Source organism: Pseudoalteromonas sp. SR45-5 (assembly GCF_014163565.1).
Taxonomy (GTDB): Bacteria; Pseudomonadota; Gammaproteobacteria; order Enterobacterales; family Alteromonadaceae; genus Pseudoalteromonas; species Pseudoalteromonas distincta.
This window is the reverse complement of the sequence record NZ_JACJDN010000010.1, coordinates 1-20319: the sequence shown is the minus strand read 5'-3', so window position 1 is coordinate 20319 and position 20319 is coordinate 1. Positions and strand designations below refer to the sequence as shown.

Below are 20319 nucleotides of genomic sequence, written 5' to 3'. Positions count from 1 at the left end.
GCTCCAACGGCACATGCAAAGTCAACGGCATATTGCGCGTCGTCGTTGCTACAAAGCTGATAAATTAACGAACCTAAAAACGAATCCCCTGCGCCAACAGTGTCAATTACGCTAATTAAATAACCTGAATTATAAAAATTCTCGCCTTTGATTGTTAATAAAGCACCGTGGCTACCTTTGGTTACACATAAGTAATCGGTATTTGTTTGCTGTGCTATAAACGCTAAATTTTGTTCAAGCGAATGAAACTTACAACCCATCGCTTTTGCAATTTCGTATAGCTCTTCATCGTTTAACTTAATAAAGTCTGCTTTATTCATTAAATCTACAAGTGTTTCTAGCTTGTAATGCGGTGCACGTAGATTTACGTCAAATACTTTAAAGTTTGCTACATCAACTAGTTGATTTAATGTTGCTAAAGACGCTTCGCTTCGCCCAATTAGGCTGCCAAATACAAATACATCGCTACTTTTAACTTTACTAAGTAACTCATCGGTAAGCGCTATATTATCCCACGCAGAGTCTGCCACTATTTCATAACTTGCAGAGCCACCACTGTCGAGCGTTACCTCAACCGTGCTAGTTTTTTTGTCACTATTAATAGCAATGTATTCGCAGCTTACGCCTTTGCTAGTAATTTCGCCTAGTAACTCAGCGCCTAACTCGTCGTTACCAACAGCGCTGATCATGTCGGCTTTAATGCCAAGTGAGTTAATACGTACACACATGTTAAGTGGCGCGCCACCTAAGCGTTTACCTGAATCAAAACAATCCCACAGCACTTCGCCAAAGCAGCTAACACTTACGTTTTCGCCAGATTTATGATTAATTAAAATGCTCATAATTAGTTACTCTTTTGATCAAGTACAGCCTGCATAATGGCTTTAATTTTACTATTAGGTGCATACAACGCAGCAATCGACTTTTTATATTCAGCAGTAAACGTTTCGTTATGCTCAAGCTTACCAAACAAGCTCGTTAACTTTAAAAATGCAATCGGGCTAGTTTGAGTCTCTTGCGCGTAAGAATTAAGCTCTTTGTGCATAGCATCTTGAATTTCAAGTTGCTCGCCGTTTTCACTTAAACCTATATCGCTGTATAAACACCAAGTAGCAATAACAAGCGTAGCCAGTGATACATCTCGACCTTGTACTAGGTTTTCGTTAATTGTGGCAATTAAAAACTTAGGCAGTTTAGCTGAGCTTTCACTACAGATACGCGCTAGGCTGTCTTTAATATTAGGATTAGCAAAACGCTCTATTAACGTATCTTTGTAGCTTTCAAGGTCAATGCCTTCAAGTGGTTCAAGATTTGGGGTTACTTCTTTATCCATAAAAGCACGTAGGTATGTGGCAAATAATTCATCCGATACCGTTTCGTCAATAGTGCCGTAGCCATGGATTGAACCTAATAAACCAAGTACAGAATGCCCTGCATTAAGTAAACGTATTTTCATGGTTTCATAAGGCGTTACATCAGTAACAAACTGAGCACCAACAACATCCCAATTTGGACGAGAGTCACTAAATGTGTCCTCTATTACCCATTGTGTAAACGACTCACAGGTAATTGGCCACTCGTCGCTAACACCATATGCATCAACCACATAATCAATATCACTCTTTTTAGATACCGGTGTAATACGGTCAACCATCGCATTTGGAAACGATACGTTTTGCTCAATCCACTCGCTTAGGTCTTTGTCTTGTTCTGTAGCAAAGGCTAAAAGCATTTTGCGTGTTACGTTACCGTTGTGCTGAATGTTATCGCACGACTGTACTGTAAACGCGCCTAGGCCTTGCTCTTTACGAAGTTTTAATGCAGCAGTAATGTAGCCAAACGCTGTAATTGGGTCGTTCGGGTTATTAATGTCGTTAATAATATCTGGATTACTGTAATCAAACTCGCCCGTTGCAGGGTTAAAGTTGTAACCGCCTTCGGTAATAGTAAGCGACACAATTTTAGTATCGCTGTGCGCTAGCTTATTAATTACCGCTTGTTTGTCCTCTGGAGCAAACAAAAAGTCGATCATTGAGCCAATTACTTTGTTATCTATTGTACCGTCTGGGTGTCTAACAGTAAGCGTGTAAAGGTAATCTTGCTGCTTTAAAATATCACGCAGACCACGGTTACCCTCTAAAAGGCCAACACCACATATACCCCATTGCTCAGAGCCCGGAGTTTTTAAAAGCTCGTTGACATACACTGCTTGGTGAGCACGATGAAAACCGCCCACACCAATATGTACAATACCGGCTTTAACTGCGCTACGGTCGTAGGTTGGTGTATCAACATGGCTTGGTAATTGAGCCAAGCTCTGTTGGTTTAGCCCTGTAACTAGAGCGTCAGTGTGTTGGTATTGTGTCATGGTGTGACCTTACTAAACAAAGATAAAATATAAATTACGATACTGTATTACGATGCTGTGTTGAGTACTTTATGGCGTTTTAACGACCAGTACGCAGTAACAAAATAAATAACAGTACAAATAAAACAGGCTATTTCGAATTGCGATTTATTAGCGCTGTACATACTCATAGTTTCACTGAAAAACATCACTTGGCTGGCAAATATGAAAATAATAACCAGTGAAACCGTAGAAACTGCGTTAAGTACTTTTGTAAATACAGAGCTGTCAATTACTGGCTTTGGAATGTCTTTAGCCTCAGCTGCTTGATATTCTTTAATATCACGTTGCTCTTGTTTTTCTGCTGCAATTTCTTGTGTGTAGTCGTCACCAGCGCCGTATTTTTTAGCTAAAAGCGTGTAAACAACAATGGTGAAAATCCATGTAGGAATAAACAAGTAGTAAAACGACATTACATCAATTGCGTTTAAGCCAAAGCCAAACACAAGTGCTAACGCCCAAGATGCTATAGCCGGTACGCTGCGGGTAATATTTTTATATTTAGCCCAGTAACGTGTTAGGCCAATTTTAGGAAATAACACATGCTCAGCAAACACAATGCCGCCTACTGGTACAACTAATAAGCCTGCGTATGTAAGTAGCGGAAGCATTTGAGAAAATACAAACGGGAAACACGCAATAATTACGGTTACAACACCTACAATAGCGGTGGTGCGTTCACGTGATTGATTAACAAATATAGATTGCGCTGCAAGGCCTGCACGGTAAAGGTTTGCGTTAGCTGTAGTCCAACCGGCAATAATTACAATAACAAAACCAGTCCAACCTAATGCATGGTATGCAACATCGCCCGGATCAAGTGATGAAATAGTTGTTTTAAGTAATACCGCAACACCTGCGCCCATAATACCGGCAGAGATCCACGCTAAGTAATGACCAAAAAACATGCCCACACCAGAAAACAAACCATAGCTTTTGCGTTTAGCAAATCTAAAAATAGCCATGTCGATTAAACCAAAGTGAGTTATTGAGTTAGCAGCCCATGCAAAGCCAATCACTTCTAATAGGCCAATGCCCTTTTCACCATCGGCATTGGTGCCCGTCCATATGGAGGAGTCACCTATGGTCATAAAGTCGCTAAAGCTAGTTAAAGAGGTAGAACCTAATACGTGATTTGAAAGCTCAGGGAATAACGCAAACGAGCCTGCAATAAATATAACAAATAGCCACGGCGCACACAGCTTTGAAAAGTCAGCAACCGTAGAAAAGCCATACATCGCAACAAATACAACAATGGAGCCAACAGCTAAAACAATGGCTACAAACCAAAAGCTATTTGGATACCAATCAAGTTGCGCAGGTATATCAAACAAAAACCGCACGGCGGTGGAGGATACCGTGATCATCGCGGCCGATATAACACTAAAAATAACCACGTTAGCCCAGTTATAGAGCTTGGTCATTGAGTTACCAGCAATTTTGTTTAAGTAGTTATATAAACTTAAGCGGGTTTCTACTGCAATGGGTGCAGTAATCAGCCACCAAGAACACATTGCTAACAGGTTACCTATTAATAAACCCAGTAGAATGTCGATGGTTGAAGCGCCTAATGCAACAAACGTTGCACCAATAACAAATTCAGTAGCCGCAACATGTTCGCCGGCGTATAGCCCTGCAAAATGCTTCCAGCCGTGAAGCTTATTATTAGCAACAGGAAGTTGCTCTTCGTTTACATCTTTAAATGTTTGTGTGTGTGGACTCGTTGCCATGGTATTTCCTATTGTTAACAGCAAAGCATTTGATACCAATCTGCATAACTATTTGAATAATTTAACAAGTTAAATCACTCTATATTTAAGCAGATTGGCATAGTACCTACATACTTTGCCTTTTATAATTTGGCTTATAAACGCATGATCTTTTGCCATGTTTTGTTTTATTTTTAGTAAAGCAAAACCATCTACATTTATATTTTGCGTTTGCTTGCCTGTCAGTGTGTAAGGCGAGCAAATCGCGTTTAAAACTTTGTTTATTTAAAAAGCTGCGTGTTTACTGCTTTTTAAGTGCAGGGTATGCACTAAAAAAATCTTGCCAATGCGTTAAATGATCAACATTTGGGTAAGCACTGTGTACATGATTAACAGAGCCTTGCATATGTTGCCCACCGCTGTAATGCAGTACTTGCATATTGGCGTCAATTCCTGCATTTACGCCGGCTTTACTGTCTTCAATTACTAAGCAATGCTCTGGCTTTACACCCATTTGCTTAGCTGCATGTAAAAATAAATCAGGCGCCGGTTTACCACGCTTAACTTCGCTGCTGGTAAAAACCGTATCGCTAAAGTACTTACTTAAACTCACTACGCTCAACGCTTTTGCGGTGCGTGCTGGGCTACTGCTTGTAGCTATACAAATAGGCACAGCTAAATTGTTAAGTACGTCTTCTATACCATCAGTCGTGGTTAGTCCGGTTTCAAATTCGTTTAATAGTGCCTCGCGGTAGTCACCTTCAAAGCTTTCAGGAAGAGTGACATTAAATGCATCCGCTATTTTTTGGCTTACTGTTTTAAAGTTGCAGCCTAAAAAGTGTTGCTGTACATAAGCGCGGTCAATCTCAACGCCTTTTTCAACAAGCATATTAATGAGTACTTGTGCGCTTAAAATTTCGCTATCAATAACAACGCCATCACAATCAAATATCACTAGCTCAATATTAGTATTCATCTTGTCACCTTATTAACACTGTTTGGTTTAGCTAATTTAAGTATAACGAGTTAAGCGCGATTAATATTGTGCAACTTTTTAGTGCAACTCAGCAATGGGCATAAGCTCACTGGTTGAGCATATTCCCTTTATTGTGCGAATATGTCAACACACTGTAAGTATAAAACACACCAGCTTGGTGAAAATACCGCCAGATAAAACTAAAAACCTTTGTATTTAATAAATTTTATAAAAGCATATTGCGACTAAGGTCGTAGTAAAAAAATTACATTAATGTAAAAAGTGTATCTGCAAATTCATCTCATCTGTTTTACAAATCACATCAATCTAATTAATCAGTTTTACCGAAGTTAATAAAATTAATACTATCGTTAACAGATTAACAGCCTGCACCACTGCCGGCACTTTTAAATAGATGAGGTCGACAATGAATACTCAAATAAACAAAACAAAATTAACACTAACTGCACTGGCACTTGCAATGGCATTACCGGCAAGCGCAGCAACAACTCTTACTAAAGATAACGGCGCAGCTGTTGGCGACAACCAAAATTCAATTACTGCTGGCGAACGTGGCAGTGTATTACTAGAAGACGTGCAACTAATTCAAAAACTGCAACGCTTTGCACGTGAGCGTATTCCTGAGCGTGTTGTGCATGCTCGTGGTACCGGCGCACACGGTGTGTTTGTAGCATCAAAAGAGCTAGACGATTTAACAATTGCAGCACCGTTTGCACAAGCTGGTAAAGAAACAGACGTATTTGTTCGTTTTTCATCGGTAATTCACTCAAAAGGCAGCCCAGAAACACTGCGTGACCCACGTGGCTTTGCAACTAAGTTTTACACAGACCAAGGTAACTGGGATTTAGTAGGTAACAACTTACCGGTGTTCTTTATTCGCGATGCGATTAAATTTCCAGACATGGTTCACTCTTTAAAACCATCTCCGGTTGATAATATTCAAGATCCTAACCGCGTATTTGACTTTTTCTCGCACGAACCAGGTTCTACACAAATGCTAACGTGGGTTTACAGCGACTACGGTACACCAGCAAGTCTTCGTAAAATGGACGGTTGGGGTGTACATGCATACAAAATGATTAACAAATCGGGCGATGTTAAATACGTTAAGTTTCATTGGGTAAGCCAACAAGGTATTGATAACCTTGACGCAAAAGAAGTAGCTAAAGTGCAAAGCCAAGACTTCCAACACTTAACACGCGACCTTTACAGCGAAATTGGCAAAGGCAATTTCCCTAAATGGGATCTGTACATTAAAACGCTTGATCCATCGCAGCTTGATGACTTTGATTACAACCCGTTAGATGCAACAAAAATGTGGTTAGACATTAAAGAAACTAAAGTAGGAACAATGACCCTAAACCGTATGCCAACTAACTTCTTCCAATCTACGGAACAAGTAGCAATGGCACCGGCAAACATTATTCCAGGTATTGAGCCATCAGAAGACAGACTATTACAAGGTCGTATGTTTTCTTACGCTGATACACAAATGTACCGCCTAGGTGCTAACCACCAGCAACTGCCAATTAACCGTGCAAAAGTTGAAGTGGTTAACTACAACCAAGACGGCGCAATGAATATTGGTAACACTACAAGCAATGTGAACTACCAGCCAAGCCAAGAAAACGTAGCTGAAAACCCAATTGCACGTAGAAGTAACACAGAGCTAAAAGGCTTTGTACAACAAGCTGCGATTAAAAAGCAGCAAAACTTCGCGCAAGCAGGTGTTATATACCGTGGTTTTAGCAAGCAAGAACGTACAAACCTAATTAATAACCTAGCAGGCGATTTAGGCAAAGTGCAAAACAGCAGTGTTAAACACAAAATGCTTAGCCACTTTTACAAAGCTGATAGTGAGTACGGTACACGCTTAACTAAAGCTGTAAACGGCGACCTTAAAATGGTTAAACAACTAGCCGCTAACTTATAAGCAACTAGTTAAAAGCAATTAGTCCCAACTAAATAGCTATTTAAACCACAATCATGAGGAAGGAATAAACCCTTCCTCTTTTATAAGAGACAATTGTTATGCGTAATTTATTAATTATAGTCGCTCTATTTCTGAGCTTTACCAGTAGCGTTTACGCTCAAAATACATCAGATACACAAACACCCAGTACGCAATCTGAAACCCAACATTCTGCAAAAACTCAATACGATAGTTTATTTGCTTATTACTTTGCCGCAGCACGCACAAACGACACAGCTGTAATAGAGCAATTTGTAGATGCCGGTATTCCTATCGACAGCTACAACAATAAAGGCTACACCGCGTTAATGATTGCTACTTACCATGGTAATAAAAACACGGTTAACACACTTTTACACTTAGGCGCTAATGCCTGTCTAGAAGATAACCGTGGCAACACAGCGCTAATGGCCGCTATTTTTAGAGGTGAATTTAGTATAGCTAAAACACTCGTATCACTTGATTGCGATAACGCGCATCAAAACAAAGCCGGTCAAACAGCCGAGCAATTTGCACAAACATTTGGTCAACAAAAAGTTATAGAGTTACTAGCGCAGGTAAATAATGCAAAATAATCTGCACGCAACAAAAAGCCCTAAAATAATAGGGCTTATTTTTAATAAAATTAGTCTTATGTTGCAGACGCTATTTGAGGTTGTTTAGGCTTTTCTCGCGTTACAAAGTAGCAAATTAGCGAGCCCACTGTTACCAGTACAACCCCCTGCCAAAACGAAGCACTCAGCGTAATAGATAAATACAACGCCGAAATAATAGTAGAAAACACCGGTGTAAAGTACGAAAGTGTTCCCAAAAGCATTAAGTTACCGCCAATAATAGCTTGATTCCACAGTGCATAACCGCTCCCCACTACTACACCAGCTAATAGCAACGTTATGCTTGAGCCCAGTGAAAACGTTAATGGTGCTTCATTACTAAAACCATATTGCGCCCACAAACTCATTGCCGTGACAGTAAAAAATAACGTAATAGCATTTTTACCATTACTCAGCTTTTGCGTAACTACGCAATAAATAGCCCATATAAACGCTGCAGCTAATGCCATTAAATAAGTAGCAGGATTATCAGCAAAGTTAGTAACAAGCGTATCGACCGACATTTTTTGATCGCCCGTAATACACCAAGCAACGCCTAAAAAAGCAATGATCATGCTTGGGTAAACCCAGTAACTTACTTTTTTACGACCAATAATAATAGAGAGCAATATAGTCAGCGTGGGCCATAAATAATTAATAACCGCCATTTCCATTGCCTGATGACGGCTGTTTGCCATACCAATAGAAAGCGCCAAGCAAATTTCGTATGCTACAAATAATAAAGTACCTACTCCCAAGTAACGTTTCGAAAAACCACTAAACTTGGGCACTCCCATAACCAAAATTAAAAATATCGCACTGACAGAATACATAGCCGCCGCACCACCAATGGGGCTAAACAACTCAGAAATATCCCGTAGTAATGCAACTAAGCAACTCCACAGTAATATGGCCGCGACTCCATAAAGCGTGCATTTATTTTTGCTTATAAAATCCATTTGCCAATCCAAAAGTACTACTCGTAAATTTGAAACTAAACTAACAGTAATTATTTAATTAAACAATAAGGGTCTGTTGTTCTTTCAAGGTTGAATTTGCAGCAGTCTGTTTGGTATTTAGGCAAGGCAGAGCCTATATAGTGTGGTTACTCCCCATTAATGGGCGATAACGTAGCATTAATGCCAAACAGGCGCTGCCCAAAGGGTTCTTCCTAGGGGCTACTTACTCTTTGTTGCTCGGTTTTTACTTAGCCCACTAGGTTACAAATCTCGCGCCGTGATTAAATAGCCCCTAGTTTGAACAAATTTTAATCCGCAAAGATCAACAGACCCTAAAGTTAATAGCTTAAACCTCTCGTTTGTTTTTAGCATTCACCCTTTTTAGTAATTGACCTTTTGGTCAGTAAAGCTACAATCAATCAATACGTTAAACACGCAAACTTTATAATGACCACACAAATAAAGCCAAATAAAAAAGAAGTCACACGCGAGAAAAACCAAAAACTAATTTTAGATGCCGCCGAGCAATTGTTTTCGCAATTAGGTTACGACGGAGCAAGTATGAGCATGGTTGCTAAAGAAGCGCAGGTGCCAAAAGCTAATATTTTGTATTACTTTAAAAGTAAGGATGGTCTGTACGAGTCTGTGATTGACCGCATAATAGCTAATTGGAACTTAGGGCTCGATAACGTCACAATTAACGACGATCCAGCTACCGTGCTTTATAACTATATTAAAAGCAAAGTAATACTGGCCGTAAATCAGCCAATGCAATCTCGCTTATTTGCCAGTGAAATACTGCGCGGTGCACCCTATTTACAAAACTACTTTAGAACCAATACCCGCCCTTGGGTTAAACAAAAGGTTGATGTACTTCAAGCATGGATGGACGCTGATAAAATGGATAAGGTTGATCCCTACCATTTGCTCTTTACTATTTGGTCTACCACGCAATATTACGCCGACTTTCAGGCTGAGGTTTTACTCGTAATGAACAAATTAGAGTACGACGAAACCGATGTGGCACAAATTACGCAATCAATTGCCCACATAATTTTAAAAGGTATTGGTCTTAAAATACCTGAGCAAAGTGAGACTTAACCCATGACATCCTTTACTACACCCGATTTATTTGACGATCATCGCGATAACGTGCAAGTAGCAGACAGCGGCCTTTATCACTTTGGTAAAAAAACCACGTTTTATGGCAAAGTAGTTACCGTTACCTGCCCAGAAGACAACTCTTTTGCCGCCGATATATTGCATGAAAATGGTGAAGGTAAAGTATTGGTTATAAACGGGTTTGCGAGCAAACGCTTTGCGTTTATAGGCGATATTATGGCTGAGCGTGCCCTAAATAATGGCTGGGAAGGCGTAATAATAAATGGCTGTTGCCGAGATATAGAAATACTTGCCACGATGAACTTACCTGTAATGGCGCTAGGCTCTACACCGCGTAGTACCTTAAAGCGCGGCTTTGGTGATAAAAACCAAGCTGTTACCATGCTTAGCACCACTATTGAACCTAACAATTGGGTTTACGCTGATATTAACGGTTTAATCATCAGTAAAACGCCCCTTATTTAGCACTTAAAACCATATAAATAAAGACCAACTTGGTGCATCTGCGCACCAAATTGGTTTGTTTTAGCTCATTTTAATCTCACTATTTTTATAGCCCACACTTACAAATCTCATACAACCCACCAAATCCTGACCAGTTGGACAGGATTTTAATTTATGGCATTCCTCTTGCTTAGTCTAAGCACTATAAAATCAAAACTACCGATTAAAAAGCGGAGCTTTTGCAATTGCATTAAATTAGTGATCTATTATTACGCGAAGAAAATGACGCAGTGAGTGCGCTATTTAATCCGATAGAATGATCATGTTTTTAATAAAATTGGTATTCATAATAATAATAACCAGCCCGCTTTTTAATCACTCTTAACTTAATAAGTAAGTACTTGGTCAGTTTTATAATAATGAGCTGCAAATGAGTGATAAAAAAAACAACAAAGGTATATTTTGCAATCACGGTCCTACCCTGTGGCAAACAAACCACTCTGGAGTGCTTGCAAACAATCGCTTAGCTGTAAAAGATGTATTTGCAGTAAAGGGCGAGCGTAACAGCGCAGGCAACCCACACTGGTTTAAAACAGCTAAACCGGCTCAAAATACGGCAAGCTCGGTTAATAAGCTCATGACCGCTGGTTGTAACTTTATAGGCTTTACCCATACTGACGAGCTGGCTTATAGCTTAGAGGGTAATAATATACATTATGGCGCTGCGCAAAATCCTAAATTAAAAGGGCATGCTTGCGGTGGTTCGAGTATGGGGTCTGCTGCTGCAGTTGCTGCTAACTTAGCTGATATTGGCTTAGGCACCGACACCGGCGGCTCAATTAGAATACCCGCCAGCTATTGTGGTTTATATGGCATAAGGCCAAGCCATAACGTGATTGAAAAAGACGGCCTAATACCGTTGGCTCCGCCTTTTGATACCATAGGTTGGCTTACCCAAAGCGCCGAGCTATTAAGCGATGTAGGTAATGTACTGCTACCAAATCAAGCTATTAATAACGTTGATACCTTAGTTATTTGCGAGCCGTTATTTGAACTCGTTGACCCTGTTTTACAAGCCCCACTTAAACAATTGCTTGAAAAAACCAAGCCTAATTTTAAGCACCATAAAGAATTTGAACTACCTAACAGCAGCTTATTAAATGAACTTGCTGATAGTTTTAGAGTACTGCAAGGGCGAGCAATCGCAAAAACGCATAAAGACTGGCTTCAATTGCCGGGGCAACTTCCCCAGTTTGCTCCAGCAATTGCGGCACGTTTTAATATGGCGCTTGCCCTAACTGTTCAAGAAGAACAAGAAGCACTAAAAGTACAAACCCAATGGCAAACACTAATAGCTAAAAACCTAAATACAAACAGCTGTTTATTTTTGCCAACCACCCCCACAACCGCACCTAAATTAGGCGCCGACACAAGTGCCTTACGCATGCAAATTATTACGCTTTCGGCAATTGCAGGGCTTAGTGGCTCAGCGCAAGTGCATTTACCGCTGGCTGATTTAGCAAATGATCATCCGTATGGTTTTTCATTAATGATGAGCCACGGTAACGATAAAAGCCTACTTGCTTGCGTTAAGCACCTAGCTGCACACTTTAAACAGGACACACCGGCATGACCACACACAACATTGCATTTACCGCGTCTCATTTTTCGGCAACAGAGGCGGGTATAAATATACTAAAACAAGGCGGTACAGCTACCGAGGCTATGGTAGCGGCTGCCGCTGCTATTAGCGTTGTATATCCACATATGAACTCAATTGGTGGCGACAGCTTTTGGCTTATCGATAACCCAAGCCAAAAAACGCCTACCGCTATTGACGCCTGCGGCCGCGCAGCAACTAATACAACGGCGTATAACTCGCTCACGCAAATACCAGAGCGCGGCGGATTAAGCGCACTAACTCAAGCGGGTACAATACGCGGCTGGCAAAAAGCGCTTGAACTAGATGAGCACGCAGCACTACCACTGTCAAAAATTTTAGCGCCCGCCATTGCACTTGCTCGCGAGGGCTTTACCGTTACAAAAAGCTTGCAAGCAGGCTGCGAAAAACTAGCTGCTGCAAATAATACCAATGACGCGTTTAAAAACCTCTACATACCCAATGGCAAGCCCTTACAAGAAGGCCAGCATTTTAAAAACCCTAAACTTGCAGCAACGTTTGAATACCTAGCAAAGCATGGTTTAAACGCATTTTATGAAGGCGCACTTGCCAACTCATTTGCCGCCGACTTAGCAAAAGCAGGCAGCTCAATTACCGCAGGTGACATTGCAAATACTAAAGCCGAGGTAGTTACTGCGCTAAATGCAAACCTCAGTGGTATTGATTGCTACAACTTACCCGCGCCAACACAGGGCGTGCATTCACTACAAATAATTGGTGCCGTAAATAAGTTAAAGCATTTAGCTAAAACCGATGCCGACTGGACACATTTAATTGTTGAGGCAACTAAACAAAGCTTTACCCATCGCCCTACCCTTTGGGCTGACCCTGAAGCATTAGGAGACGATTATAAAAACGCACTAACCGATAATCGCTTAAGCGAACTTGCTAATAATATTGATATGAGTAAAGCCAAAAAATGGCCATTTAACGCAGAGCCTGGCGATACTGTGTGGATGGCAGCCAGAGATAAAAACGGGCAATTAGTCAGCTTTATTCAAAGCATTTACTGGGAATTTGGCAGCGGAATATTAATGAGTGAAGGCGGCTTTGTGTGGAATAACCGTGGTTTAAGCTTTAGTTTAAACAATCAAGATACCAACGCCCTTGCTCCAAATAAAAAGCCCGCTCATACACTTAACCCAGCACTGGCAAAGTTTAGCGATGGTCGTCGACTTGCTTACGGAACAATGGGCGGTGAAGGGCAGCCACAAACTCAAGCCACTGTTTTTGCAGGCTACGCGTGGCGAAATAAATCTATAAAACAAGCAATTAGCGACCCTCGTTGGTTACTTGGACGAACATGGGGCGATACGAGTACAAATTTAAAAATTGAAAAAGAGTTAGTTTTTCATATAGAACATGAATTAAATCAACGTGACCACGATTGGGTAAGCGTTGATAATAATAACGAAATGATGGGGCACGCTGGGGCTATTTTAGATACACCTACAAGCCTTGAAGCTGCAACAGATCCTCGTTCAGATGGACGTGCAACAGTAACTACAGCAGGAACACAATGTCAGAAATAATAAATCAATGGCCAATTATAGTAGCCTTAATAGCAACCGGTATTTTTGCCGGTATTTTAGCAGGACTTTTTGGTGTAGGCGGCGGTATTGTTATCGTCCCTGTGCTGTATTTTTTACTGCAAGGTTTTGGCGTAAGCCCAGAGTCGGCAATGATGATAGCCACCGCTACATCACTTGCAACCATAGTACCTACTTCGCTTTCATCTATTCGCTCGCATCATAGCAAAGGGAATATTGACCTTGCGCTAATAAAATACTGGGCACCATTTATTTTAGTTATGGCCGTTGTAGGCAGCTACTTAGCGCACTCAATACGCGGTAATGCACTGGTACTTATGTTTGCCTGTATTGCTATTTTAGTCAGTTTAAACATGCTATTTAGAGCCGGCGCACCCGCGCTTGTAAAACAACTGCCAGGAAAATTTGGTCAAGGGGTTATGGCAAGTATTGTAGGTGGTTTGTCGGTAATGATTGGCATAGGTGGCGGCACTATTGGCGTACCTATGCTAAACGCATTTAATGTACGCGCCCATGTTGCAGTAGGTACTGCGGCCGTTTTTGGTTTATTGATTGCACTACCAGGCGTTATTACCTTATTAAGTATTGGCACAACGCCAACCGATGCTCCCCTAGGTACGTGGGGGTTGGTTAACCTCCCTGCCTTTTTTCTTATTATTCCGTTGACTATTTTATTTGCGCCTATTGGCGTAAAAATTGGTAGCAAGCTGGATCAAAAACAACTAAAACGCGCCTTTGCCGTTGTCTTAATGATAACCGGCATACGCATGCTTATTCAGACTCTGGGAGCCTAAAATATGTTTAATAACACGCAAGTTCAAACCTTAAACCCACCACAGCGTTTATTAATGGGACCAGGCCCAATTAATGCCGACCCTCGTGTTTTACGTGCTATGTCGGCGCAGCTTATAGGCCAATACGACCCAGTAATGACCGGTTTTATGAACGAAACCATGGCACGTTACCGCGAAATTTTTAAAACCAAAAACGAATGGACCATGCTAATAGATGGCACATCGCGCGCGGGTATTGAAGCCGTATTATGCTCAATTTTACGCCCAGGCGATAAAGTCCTTGTGCCAATTATGGGGCGCTTTGGCCACCTACTTGCTGAAATAGCAGAACGCGTTGGCGCAAAGGTGCACACAATAGAAGTACCGTGGGGCGAAGTGTTTACGCCAGAACAAATCGAAAAAGCCATTGTTGATGTAAAACCCCATGTACTTGCTATGGTACAAGGCGATACATCCACCACCATGAACCAACCTCTTGAGCATATTGGCGATATTTGCCAAAAGCACGATGTACTATTTTATTGTGATGCTACCGCCTCCATTGTGGGTAACGAACTTCCTGCCGATGAATGGAAACTCGATGCACTTTCTGTTGGTCTGCAAAAGTGTTTAGGCGGACCTTCTGGATCAGCGCCATTAACACTGAGCGACAAATGCGCTGATTGGATCCAAAAACGTAAAAAAGTAGAGGCGGGTATTCGTACAGCGGAGCATACCGACGGCACCGAGCCCTTTGTACGCTCAAACTACTTTGATTTAAGTATGATCATGAATTACTGGGGGGAAGAGCGCCTTAATCATCATACCGAAGCCACCAGCATGCTGTATTGCGCCTCAGAATGCGCCCGCATTGTTATTGAAGAAGGCGTGGATAACTGCGTAGCGCGCCACAAATTACATGGCGATGCCATGCTAACAGGCATTCAAGCACTGGGCTTAAATGTATTTGGCGATTTAACGCATAAAATGAACAACGTACTGGGTGTGTATATACCCGAGGGCATTAATGCCGATCACGTACGCGGGCAAATGCTAACCGATTTTGGAATAGAAATTGGCACCTCGTTTGGCCCGCTGCATGGCAAAATTTGGCGTATTGGCACCATGGGTTACAACGCCCGTAAAGATGCCGTATTACAAACATTGGCAAGCCTAGATGCCTGCTTACATGCCAACGGTTACAAAGGCCCTAAAGGCGAAGCCGCCATTGCCGCCCTTGCTCACTATAAATAAAAAAAGGATTTAGCATGACGATTGTAAGCCCACAACACAGCCCTTTATTAGACAAAGAACTTGCTGATGAATACGCAACACGCGCTTTATCTCGCTGTAAAACCCTCAGCGCACTATCGCAAATGCAAGGCGGTATTCACCGCGTGTACTTATCAAAAGAGCACAAAGAGTGTAACGCCGTTACTGCATCGTGGATGGTTGAGGCAGGCATGCAATCGTGGCAAGATGAAGTGGGCAACCTTTGGGGGCGACTAAAATCATCAAACCCACATGCTAAACGTTTAATTATAGGATCGCACCTCGACACCGTACCAAACGCAGGTGCGTTTGATGGTATTTTAGGTGTACTACTGGGGATAGAAATTGCAGCGCTTGCACATAAGTTAAAGCTCGACCTGCCCTTTCATTTAGATGTAGTGGGCTTTTGCGATGAAGAAGGTACCCGCTTTGCCACTACTTTAATTGGCTCAAAAGCACTCGCTAACGAATTTGACCCACAGTGGCTAAACATTGAAGATACAAACGGCATAACTATGCGCCAAGCCATGCTCGATTTTGGCTTAAACCCCAACGACTACGTAAAAGCCGCACTAAATAAAAGCGAGTTACTAGGTTACTGGGAAACTCATATAGAGCAAGGTCCTGTGCTCGAATCGGTTAATCAGGCGCTTGGTGTAGTAACGGCTATTGCAGGGGCAAAACGCGCCATGCTTACCCTAACTGGCCAAAGCGGTCATGCAGGCACTACGCCTATGAATTTACGTCAGGATTCGTTAGCAGGCTGCGCCGAATTAGTAATCGAAATTGAAAAACTAGCAAGTAATGCTAAAAATGGTGAAGTTGCCACCGTAGGGCAAATACAATCTCGCCCTGGGGCTACAAACGTGATCGCAGGTAAAACAACCATAAGCCTAGACGCACGCGCACAAAGCGATACCGATCTGGCTAATTTACTAAGCGCCATACAAAGCAGCGCTCAATCTATAGCAAGCAAACGCAATTTAACGCTTGATTGGCAATGGACGCATGCCGCCGATGCCGTAGCGTGCGACACCACTATTCAGCATTTGTTTTCAAGCGCATGTAAACTCAATAACCAAGCATCGCCTTCACTTGCCTCAGGCGCAGGGCACGATGCAATGGCAATCGCTCCAATTTGCCCCGTTGGCATGTTGTTTATACGCAGCCCTGGCGGTATAAGCCATCACCCAGCAGAAGCGGTTATAGACGGCGATGTAACAAAGGCACTCAGTGTAATGTACAGCGCGCTTTTACTTTATGTGAAAGAGTGTGAGTGATTTAAGGTAATCGAGTAAACCAAGTATATTAACTTGGTATGCTTAGGGGCTTAAACCTCCTCAAAGTCATTTGGAGGTTATTACTGAAGGCAGGTAAATGCAGGAATATACGTTATTTAAAGTAGCTTTATCGGGCTGCCCTTTGCTCTTTTAGGCTAAGGCGTTTATGTGAGCTATATACATGTTGAATGTTTGTACCATTAACCAAATATGCATCCATTTCGACGGTAATTAAACCCGATAATGGCTTGATTTCTAGAACACCCAACTCACCTAAATTTGCAGATAGTAAAGTATTATTCCTAATAGCTAACAAAGTTTTGTCAGTATCTCGTAAGTCACCATTCACATATAATTTAGCACCACTAAACCAAGTGTTAATTATTTTAACTTTGATTGACTTAATAGTAAATTCAAAGGATTTTCTCATCAGATCTCCATACCCAGAAATATAATTATTATACTTTGTGTTCTTATGTGCTTGGCGCACAAACACTTTTTTTTAATACCCGTTTAGTCGATGCTGGGTAATTTTTTAGTGCAGCCAAAGGGCGAATTGGCCGCTGAACCAAATTACCTGAGCAGTTTGGGCACACGTTATTTAATAACGTTTGAGCACAGCCAGAACAAAATGTGCATTCAAATGAACAAATAAAAGCCTCTGTGGACTTTGCAGGTAGATTCTTATCACAACATTCACAATTAGGTCTTAAATCTAGCATTTAGCGCTCCCTTTTATCCACCCAATGCTGAGTAAATATCTATTACCTTTTATAACTTTTGATACCTGATGCTCACTTACATCAGGACGGAATAGCTTAACCCGCTTTGTTTCAAATATCGGATTACTACAAATAAACTCACCACCCAAATCTGCTTTTTTAAGCACTATATTCAACCGATAGTGTTTACCAGATTCAACTTTGTCTGTGTGTGGTGCTATTTCACTTCCTTGTGGGAATTTAAGCAAATATGTATCAAATTTAATTGGCCACGTAGCACCACAAATCAACATTTTATCGTAGCCTGATTTTTGTCGGCCTCGCTCCCAACAAAATAATTTACTCAAAAAAAACATACAATCCCTCGAAACAGCTAATAAGCTGCAGGTTAACTCGTTTTTTTATATTTATTGATAAACAAACCATAGCCGAGTTCATATTTTGATTCAATCGATTACTGTATTTTACGTGGGATATAAAAGGGAGTTTTAATGGTGTTTTGATTGGCGTTTTAATAGACATTATGGTGGCTATAATTGACAGAAAAGCAAAATATAGCCACCCGTTTTACTTTAATGCTTATTTAAGGTCTTATTTAATCGTTACCTTTGCATCACTTACCCATGTTTCAGTTATAGCTTCATCATTTTTATCAACTAAATACGCGCGTATGTTCACCGGATTGTTGTTAGCTTGTTTGTAGTCAAACGCTAATCGCCATTGGTTTGTACCAACTACCGGATAAACTCCAATAGGTTCTAATATTTCACCGTTGCTGGCTTCAACAATCGGCTTTATACCACTTTTGTTATCTAAGCCTTTAAATACTGGACCTTCAAAATCAATCACCATCTTGTTAACGCCTTCAGGAATAGGCTGGCCGGGAATTCCGCCTAAGCCTTGGCGAGTATTTACAACGCTTGCAAGCGTTTTTGATTTTGGATCGAGTGGACGCCATTCAATATCATAAGAAAAGGTAAACTCGTCGCCTTTGCGCGCCTCTTTTTCGGGCACCCAGTAGGCAACAATATTGTCGAACGTTTCATCTTTTGTAGGAATTTCGATTAACTGAACTGCGCCTTTGCCCCAATCGCCAGTAGGTTTAATCCACGCTGATGAACGCTTATTGTAAAATACGCCGTCGTCTTGGTAGTTATTAAAGTCACGATCTCTTTGGATTAAACCAAACCCTTTTGGGTTCTCATCAATAAAGCTATTGGTTGACACCGACTGAGGATTATTTAATGGGCGCCAAACGTATTGACCCGATCCTGTGTGAATCGCAAGGCCATCGCTATCGTGAATTTCTGGGCGCCAATCTTTAGCTTCTGTTTTATCTTTTTGTGAGTACCAATACATACTGGTTAACGGTGCTACGCCTAAGCGTTCAACATCGGCGCGCATATACAAATTAGCCGTTACAGAGGTAATATGGCCTTTGGCTTCTTTGTTATCTTTACTTAAACCAAATCGATAAGCACCAGTGATAGAAGGCCCTTCAAGCAATGCCCAAACAGACACACTTTCACCTTTTTTCTCTGCGGGGCCAATCCAAAATGCAGAAAAGCGCGGAAATTCTTCTGGCTGATTCATGCCCGTATTAATCGCGATACCTCGGGCCGAGAGTCCATATTGCCCCTCTGGGCCGTCGGTACGAAAATAAGACGCGCCTAAAAAAGATATCCAATCGGGTTTCATATCTGGGCGCATTATTCTAAAGCCTGCAAATCCAAACCCTTCTGGGAGATCGTGAGCTGGGCTATTATCGGGCATATCAAAAACGTCATTACTAAAAGGTACATTTTGAACCTGATTTTTATCATCTCTGATGTAAATACTTACTGGCTCAGGAAAATATCGGCCAGGGTAAAATAATTGTACGGGCGCCTTTTTTCCACTTGGGTATAAGGTTTCATCTTCTTTAAAGCGTATTTTCCAGTGTTCGTCATACGTAATTTTATCGATTAACTCCGGCGCTGGCACCTTAGTTGGCGTATAAGGCTTTTCGGCTGAGGCTTTTGCTAGGGCTTTTAAGTCTTCGAATGAAAACTCCGTTTTATCTACTGCTTCTGTCGCGTAAGACGACATCGAAGTGCTAAAAATAATTGCGATAAATAACTTTAATTTCATAAAAAGAATATCCAATAAATTGAGTCAAATAAAAATGGGAACGCTGCACGAACGTATGTTTAACTTAAAATTCTGTATGGATATTACGTCACGCAATATGAACTAGCGTTTACTAAAGTATTGTTATTTGACTACAGGACCTCCCATAATTAATTTTTTTAGGGTATTGGTTTTAAGGGATATTGCGCGCGTTTGATGATATCGCTGAAGTGAAAATAAGTGGGATAGCGCAATTTATTATTAGATCGCTGGTATTCAAATGGATAAGGGTTGTATTTAGGTGGTGGAAAACGAAGAGGCTCACCCCTTTTAAAACTTGCAATTAATGGCTGAGTTTTATTTGGCCCTCACTTCAGGGCATGTTTTTATGTTTTTGAAGTTATTTTTTCAATAGCATCTTTAGCTTCTTTCAAACTTACACCATGAACAGATCTATAATATTTTATTGCTCTAACTTTATGACCTGATTTTAAAGCAACAATAACATCACCTTCAGTTACGCTGCCATGCTTAGGTATTGAGTTACCAAATATTAATATAAATAAAACTGCAATAACCGCTAAAACACCCCAAATATATTCAATTTCCATAAATATCCTCGATGTTCGAAAAATAATGAGCCTGTAGGTTAACTCGTTTTTTATTTATTTTTATTGATAAACAAACCATAGCTGAGTTCCTCTTTTGTTTATAATAATGTTCACCAAG

General features: G+C 41.1%; 19 protein-coding genes. 9 read left to right on the top strand and 10 right to left on the bottom strand.

Translation table 11 applies throughout. The features are described from left to right. The 4 genes from H5072_RS01090 to H5072_RS01075 form a co-directional block, all read right to left on the bottom strand. The coding region (locus H5072_RS01090; RefSeq protein ID WP_182692423.1) for a carbohydrate kinase at positions 1-842 on the bottom strand (842 nt) is incomplete at its 3' end. A gap of 2 nt (positions 843-844) precedes the next feature. Then, positions 845-2368 (bottom strand): mannitol dehydrogenase family protein, encoded by a 1524-nt coding sequence (locus H5072_RS01085; RefSeq protein WP_182692422.1) that lies wholly within the window; start codon positions 2366-2368, stop codon positions 845-847. A gap of 47 nt (positions 2369-2415) precedes the next feature. Continuing rightward, complete coding sequence (locus tag H5072_RS01080; RefSeq protein WP_004334683.1) at positions 2416-4137, bottom strand: cytosine permease; 1722 nt, start codon at positions 4135-4137, stop codon at positions 2416-2418. Between the two features lie 280 nt (positions 4138-4417). Continuing rightward, positions 4418-5092 carry an HAD family phosphatase gene (locus H5072_RS01075; RefSeq protein WP_149593207.1) on the bottom strand — a complete coding sequence of 225 codons (675 nt, stop codon included), beginning with the start codon at positions 5090-5092 and terminating at the stop codon, positions 4418-4420. Between the two features lie 427 nt (positions 5093-5519). On the opposite strand from H5072_RS01075, the gene H5072_RS01070 reads away from it, so the two are divergent. Both H5072_RS01070 and H5072_RS01065 read left to right on the top strand, forming a co-directional pair. Beyond that, positions 5520-7046 (top strand): catalase, encoded by a 1527-nt coding sequence (locus H5072_RS01070; protein ID WP_039488381.1) that lies wholly within the window; start codon positions 5520-5522, stop codon positions 7044-7046. 98 nt (positions 7047-7144) lie between these two features. Beyond that, a complete protein-coding gene (locus tag H5072_RS01065; protein WP_004334678.1) occupies positions 7145-7660 on the top strand; it encodes an ankyrin repeat domain-containing protein in 516 nt (171 codons plus the stop codon). A gap of 56 nt (positions 7661-7716) precedes the next feature. Here the strand turns inward: H5072_RS01065 and yddG are convergent, their stop codons facing one another. Beyond that, the gene (gene yddG / locus H5072_RS01060; RefSeq protein ID WP_182692421.1) at positions 7717-8637 is read right to left on the bottom strand and encodes an aromatic amino acid DMT transporter YddG; all 921 of its coding nucleotides are present in this window, start codon (positions 8635-8637) and stop codon (positions 7717-7719) included. Between the two features lie 447 nt (positions 8638-9084). Between yddG and H5072_RS01055 the strand changes: the two genes are divergently transcribed. The 7 genes from H5072_RS01055 to H5072_RS01025 all read left to right on the top strand — a co-directional run bounded on the left by H5072_RS01055 (position 9085) and on the right by H5072_RS01025 (position 16759). After that, entirely contained in the window at positions 9085-9738 is a 654-nt protein-coding gene (locus H5072_RS01055) for a TetR/AcrR family transcriptional regulator (RefSeq protein ID WP_004334664.1), read from the top strand. Positions 9739-9741: 3 nt separating this feature from the next. Beyond that, a complete protein-coding gene (locus H5072_RS01050; protein WP_182692420.1) occupies positions 9742-10224 on the top strand; it encodes a putative 4-hydroxy-4-methyl-2-oxoglutarate aldolase in 483 nt (160 codons plus the stop codon). 409 nt (positions 10225-10633) lie between these two features. After that, a complete protein-coding gene (locus tag H5072_RS01045) occupies positions 10634-11836 on the top strand; it encodes an amidase family protein (protein ID WP_154902964.1) in 1203 nt (400 codons plus the stop codon). Beyond that, positions 11833-13416, top strand: a complete 1584-nt coding sequence (locus H5072_RS01040) for a gamma-glutamyltransferase family protein (RefSeq protein ID WP_182692419.1) — start codon at positions 11833-11835, stop codon at positions 13414-13416. The genes H5072_RS01045 and H5072_RS01040 overlap by 4 nt, the downstream gene beginning before the upstream one ends. Next, positions 13404-14228, top strand: coding sequence for a sulfite exporter TauE/SafE family protein (locus H5072_RS01035; protein ID WP_007378545.1), 825 nt, complete (start codon positions 13404-13406; stop codon positions 14226-14228). The genes H5072_RS01040 and H5072_RS01035 overlap by 13 nt, the downstream gene beginning before the upstream one ends. Before the next feature lie 3 nt (positions 14229-14231). After that, positions 14232-15461, top strand: a complete 1230-nt coding sequence (locus H5072_RS01030; RefSeq protein ID WP_182692418.1) for an alanine--glyoxylate aminotransferase family protein — start codon at positions 14232-14234, stop codon at positions 15459-15461. Between the two features lie 14 nt (positions 15462-15475). Beyond that, positions 15476-16759: an allantoate amidohydrolase gene (locus H5072_RS01025; RefSeq protein WP_182692417.1), complete on the top strand. Its 1284-nt coding sequence runs from the start codon at positions 15476-15478 to the stop codon at positions 16757-16759. 127 nt (positions 16760-16886) lie between these two features. On the opposite strand, the gene H5072_RS01020 is transcribed toward H5072_RS01025, so the two are convergent. The 5 genes from H5072_RS01020 to H5072_RS01000 form a co-directional block, all read right to left on the bottom strand. After that, entirely contained in the window at positions 16887-17189 is a 303-nt protein-coding gene (locus H5072_RS01020) for a hypothetical protein (protein WP_004334655.1), read from the bottom strand. Between the two features lie 43 nt (positions 17190-17232). Next, positions 17233-17481, bottom strand: a complete 249-nt coding sequence (locus H5072_RS01015) for a DUF1272 domain-containing protein (protein WP_182692416.1) — start codon at positions 17479-17481, stop codon at positions 17233-17235. Continuing rightward, positions 17475-17837 carry a 2OG-Fe(II) oxygenase gene (locus H5072_RS01010; protein ID WP_149593221.1) on the bottom strand — a complete coding sequence of 121 codons (363 nt, stop codon included), beginning with the start codon at positions 17835-17837 and terminating at the stop codon, positions 17475-17477. The genes H5072_RS01015 and H5072_RS01010 overlap by 7 nt, the downstream gene beginning before the upstream one ends. Before the next feature lie 235 nt (positions 17838-18072). Beyond that, complete coding sequence (locus tag H5072_RS01005; RefSeq protein WP_024596156.1) at positions 18073-19611, bottom strand: glucan biosynthesis protein; 1539 nt, start codon at positions 19609-19611, stop codon at positions 18073-18075. Positions 19612-19976: 365 nt separating this feature from the next. After that, complete coding sequence (locus H5072_RS01000) at positions 19977-20201, bottom strand: hypothetical protein (RefSeq protein ID WP_182692415.1); 225 nt, start codon at positions 20199-20201, stop codon at positions 19977-19979. Between the last annotated feature and the right edge of the window lie 118 nt (positions 20202-20319).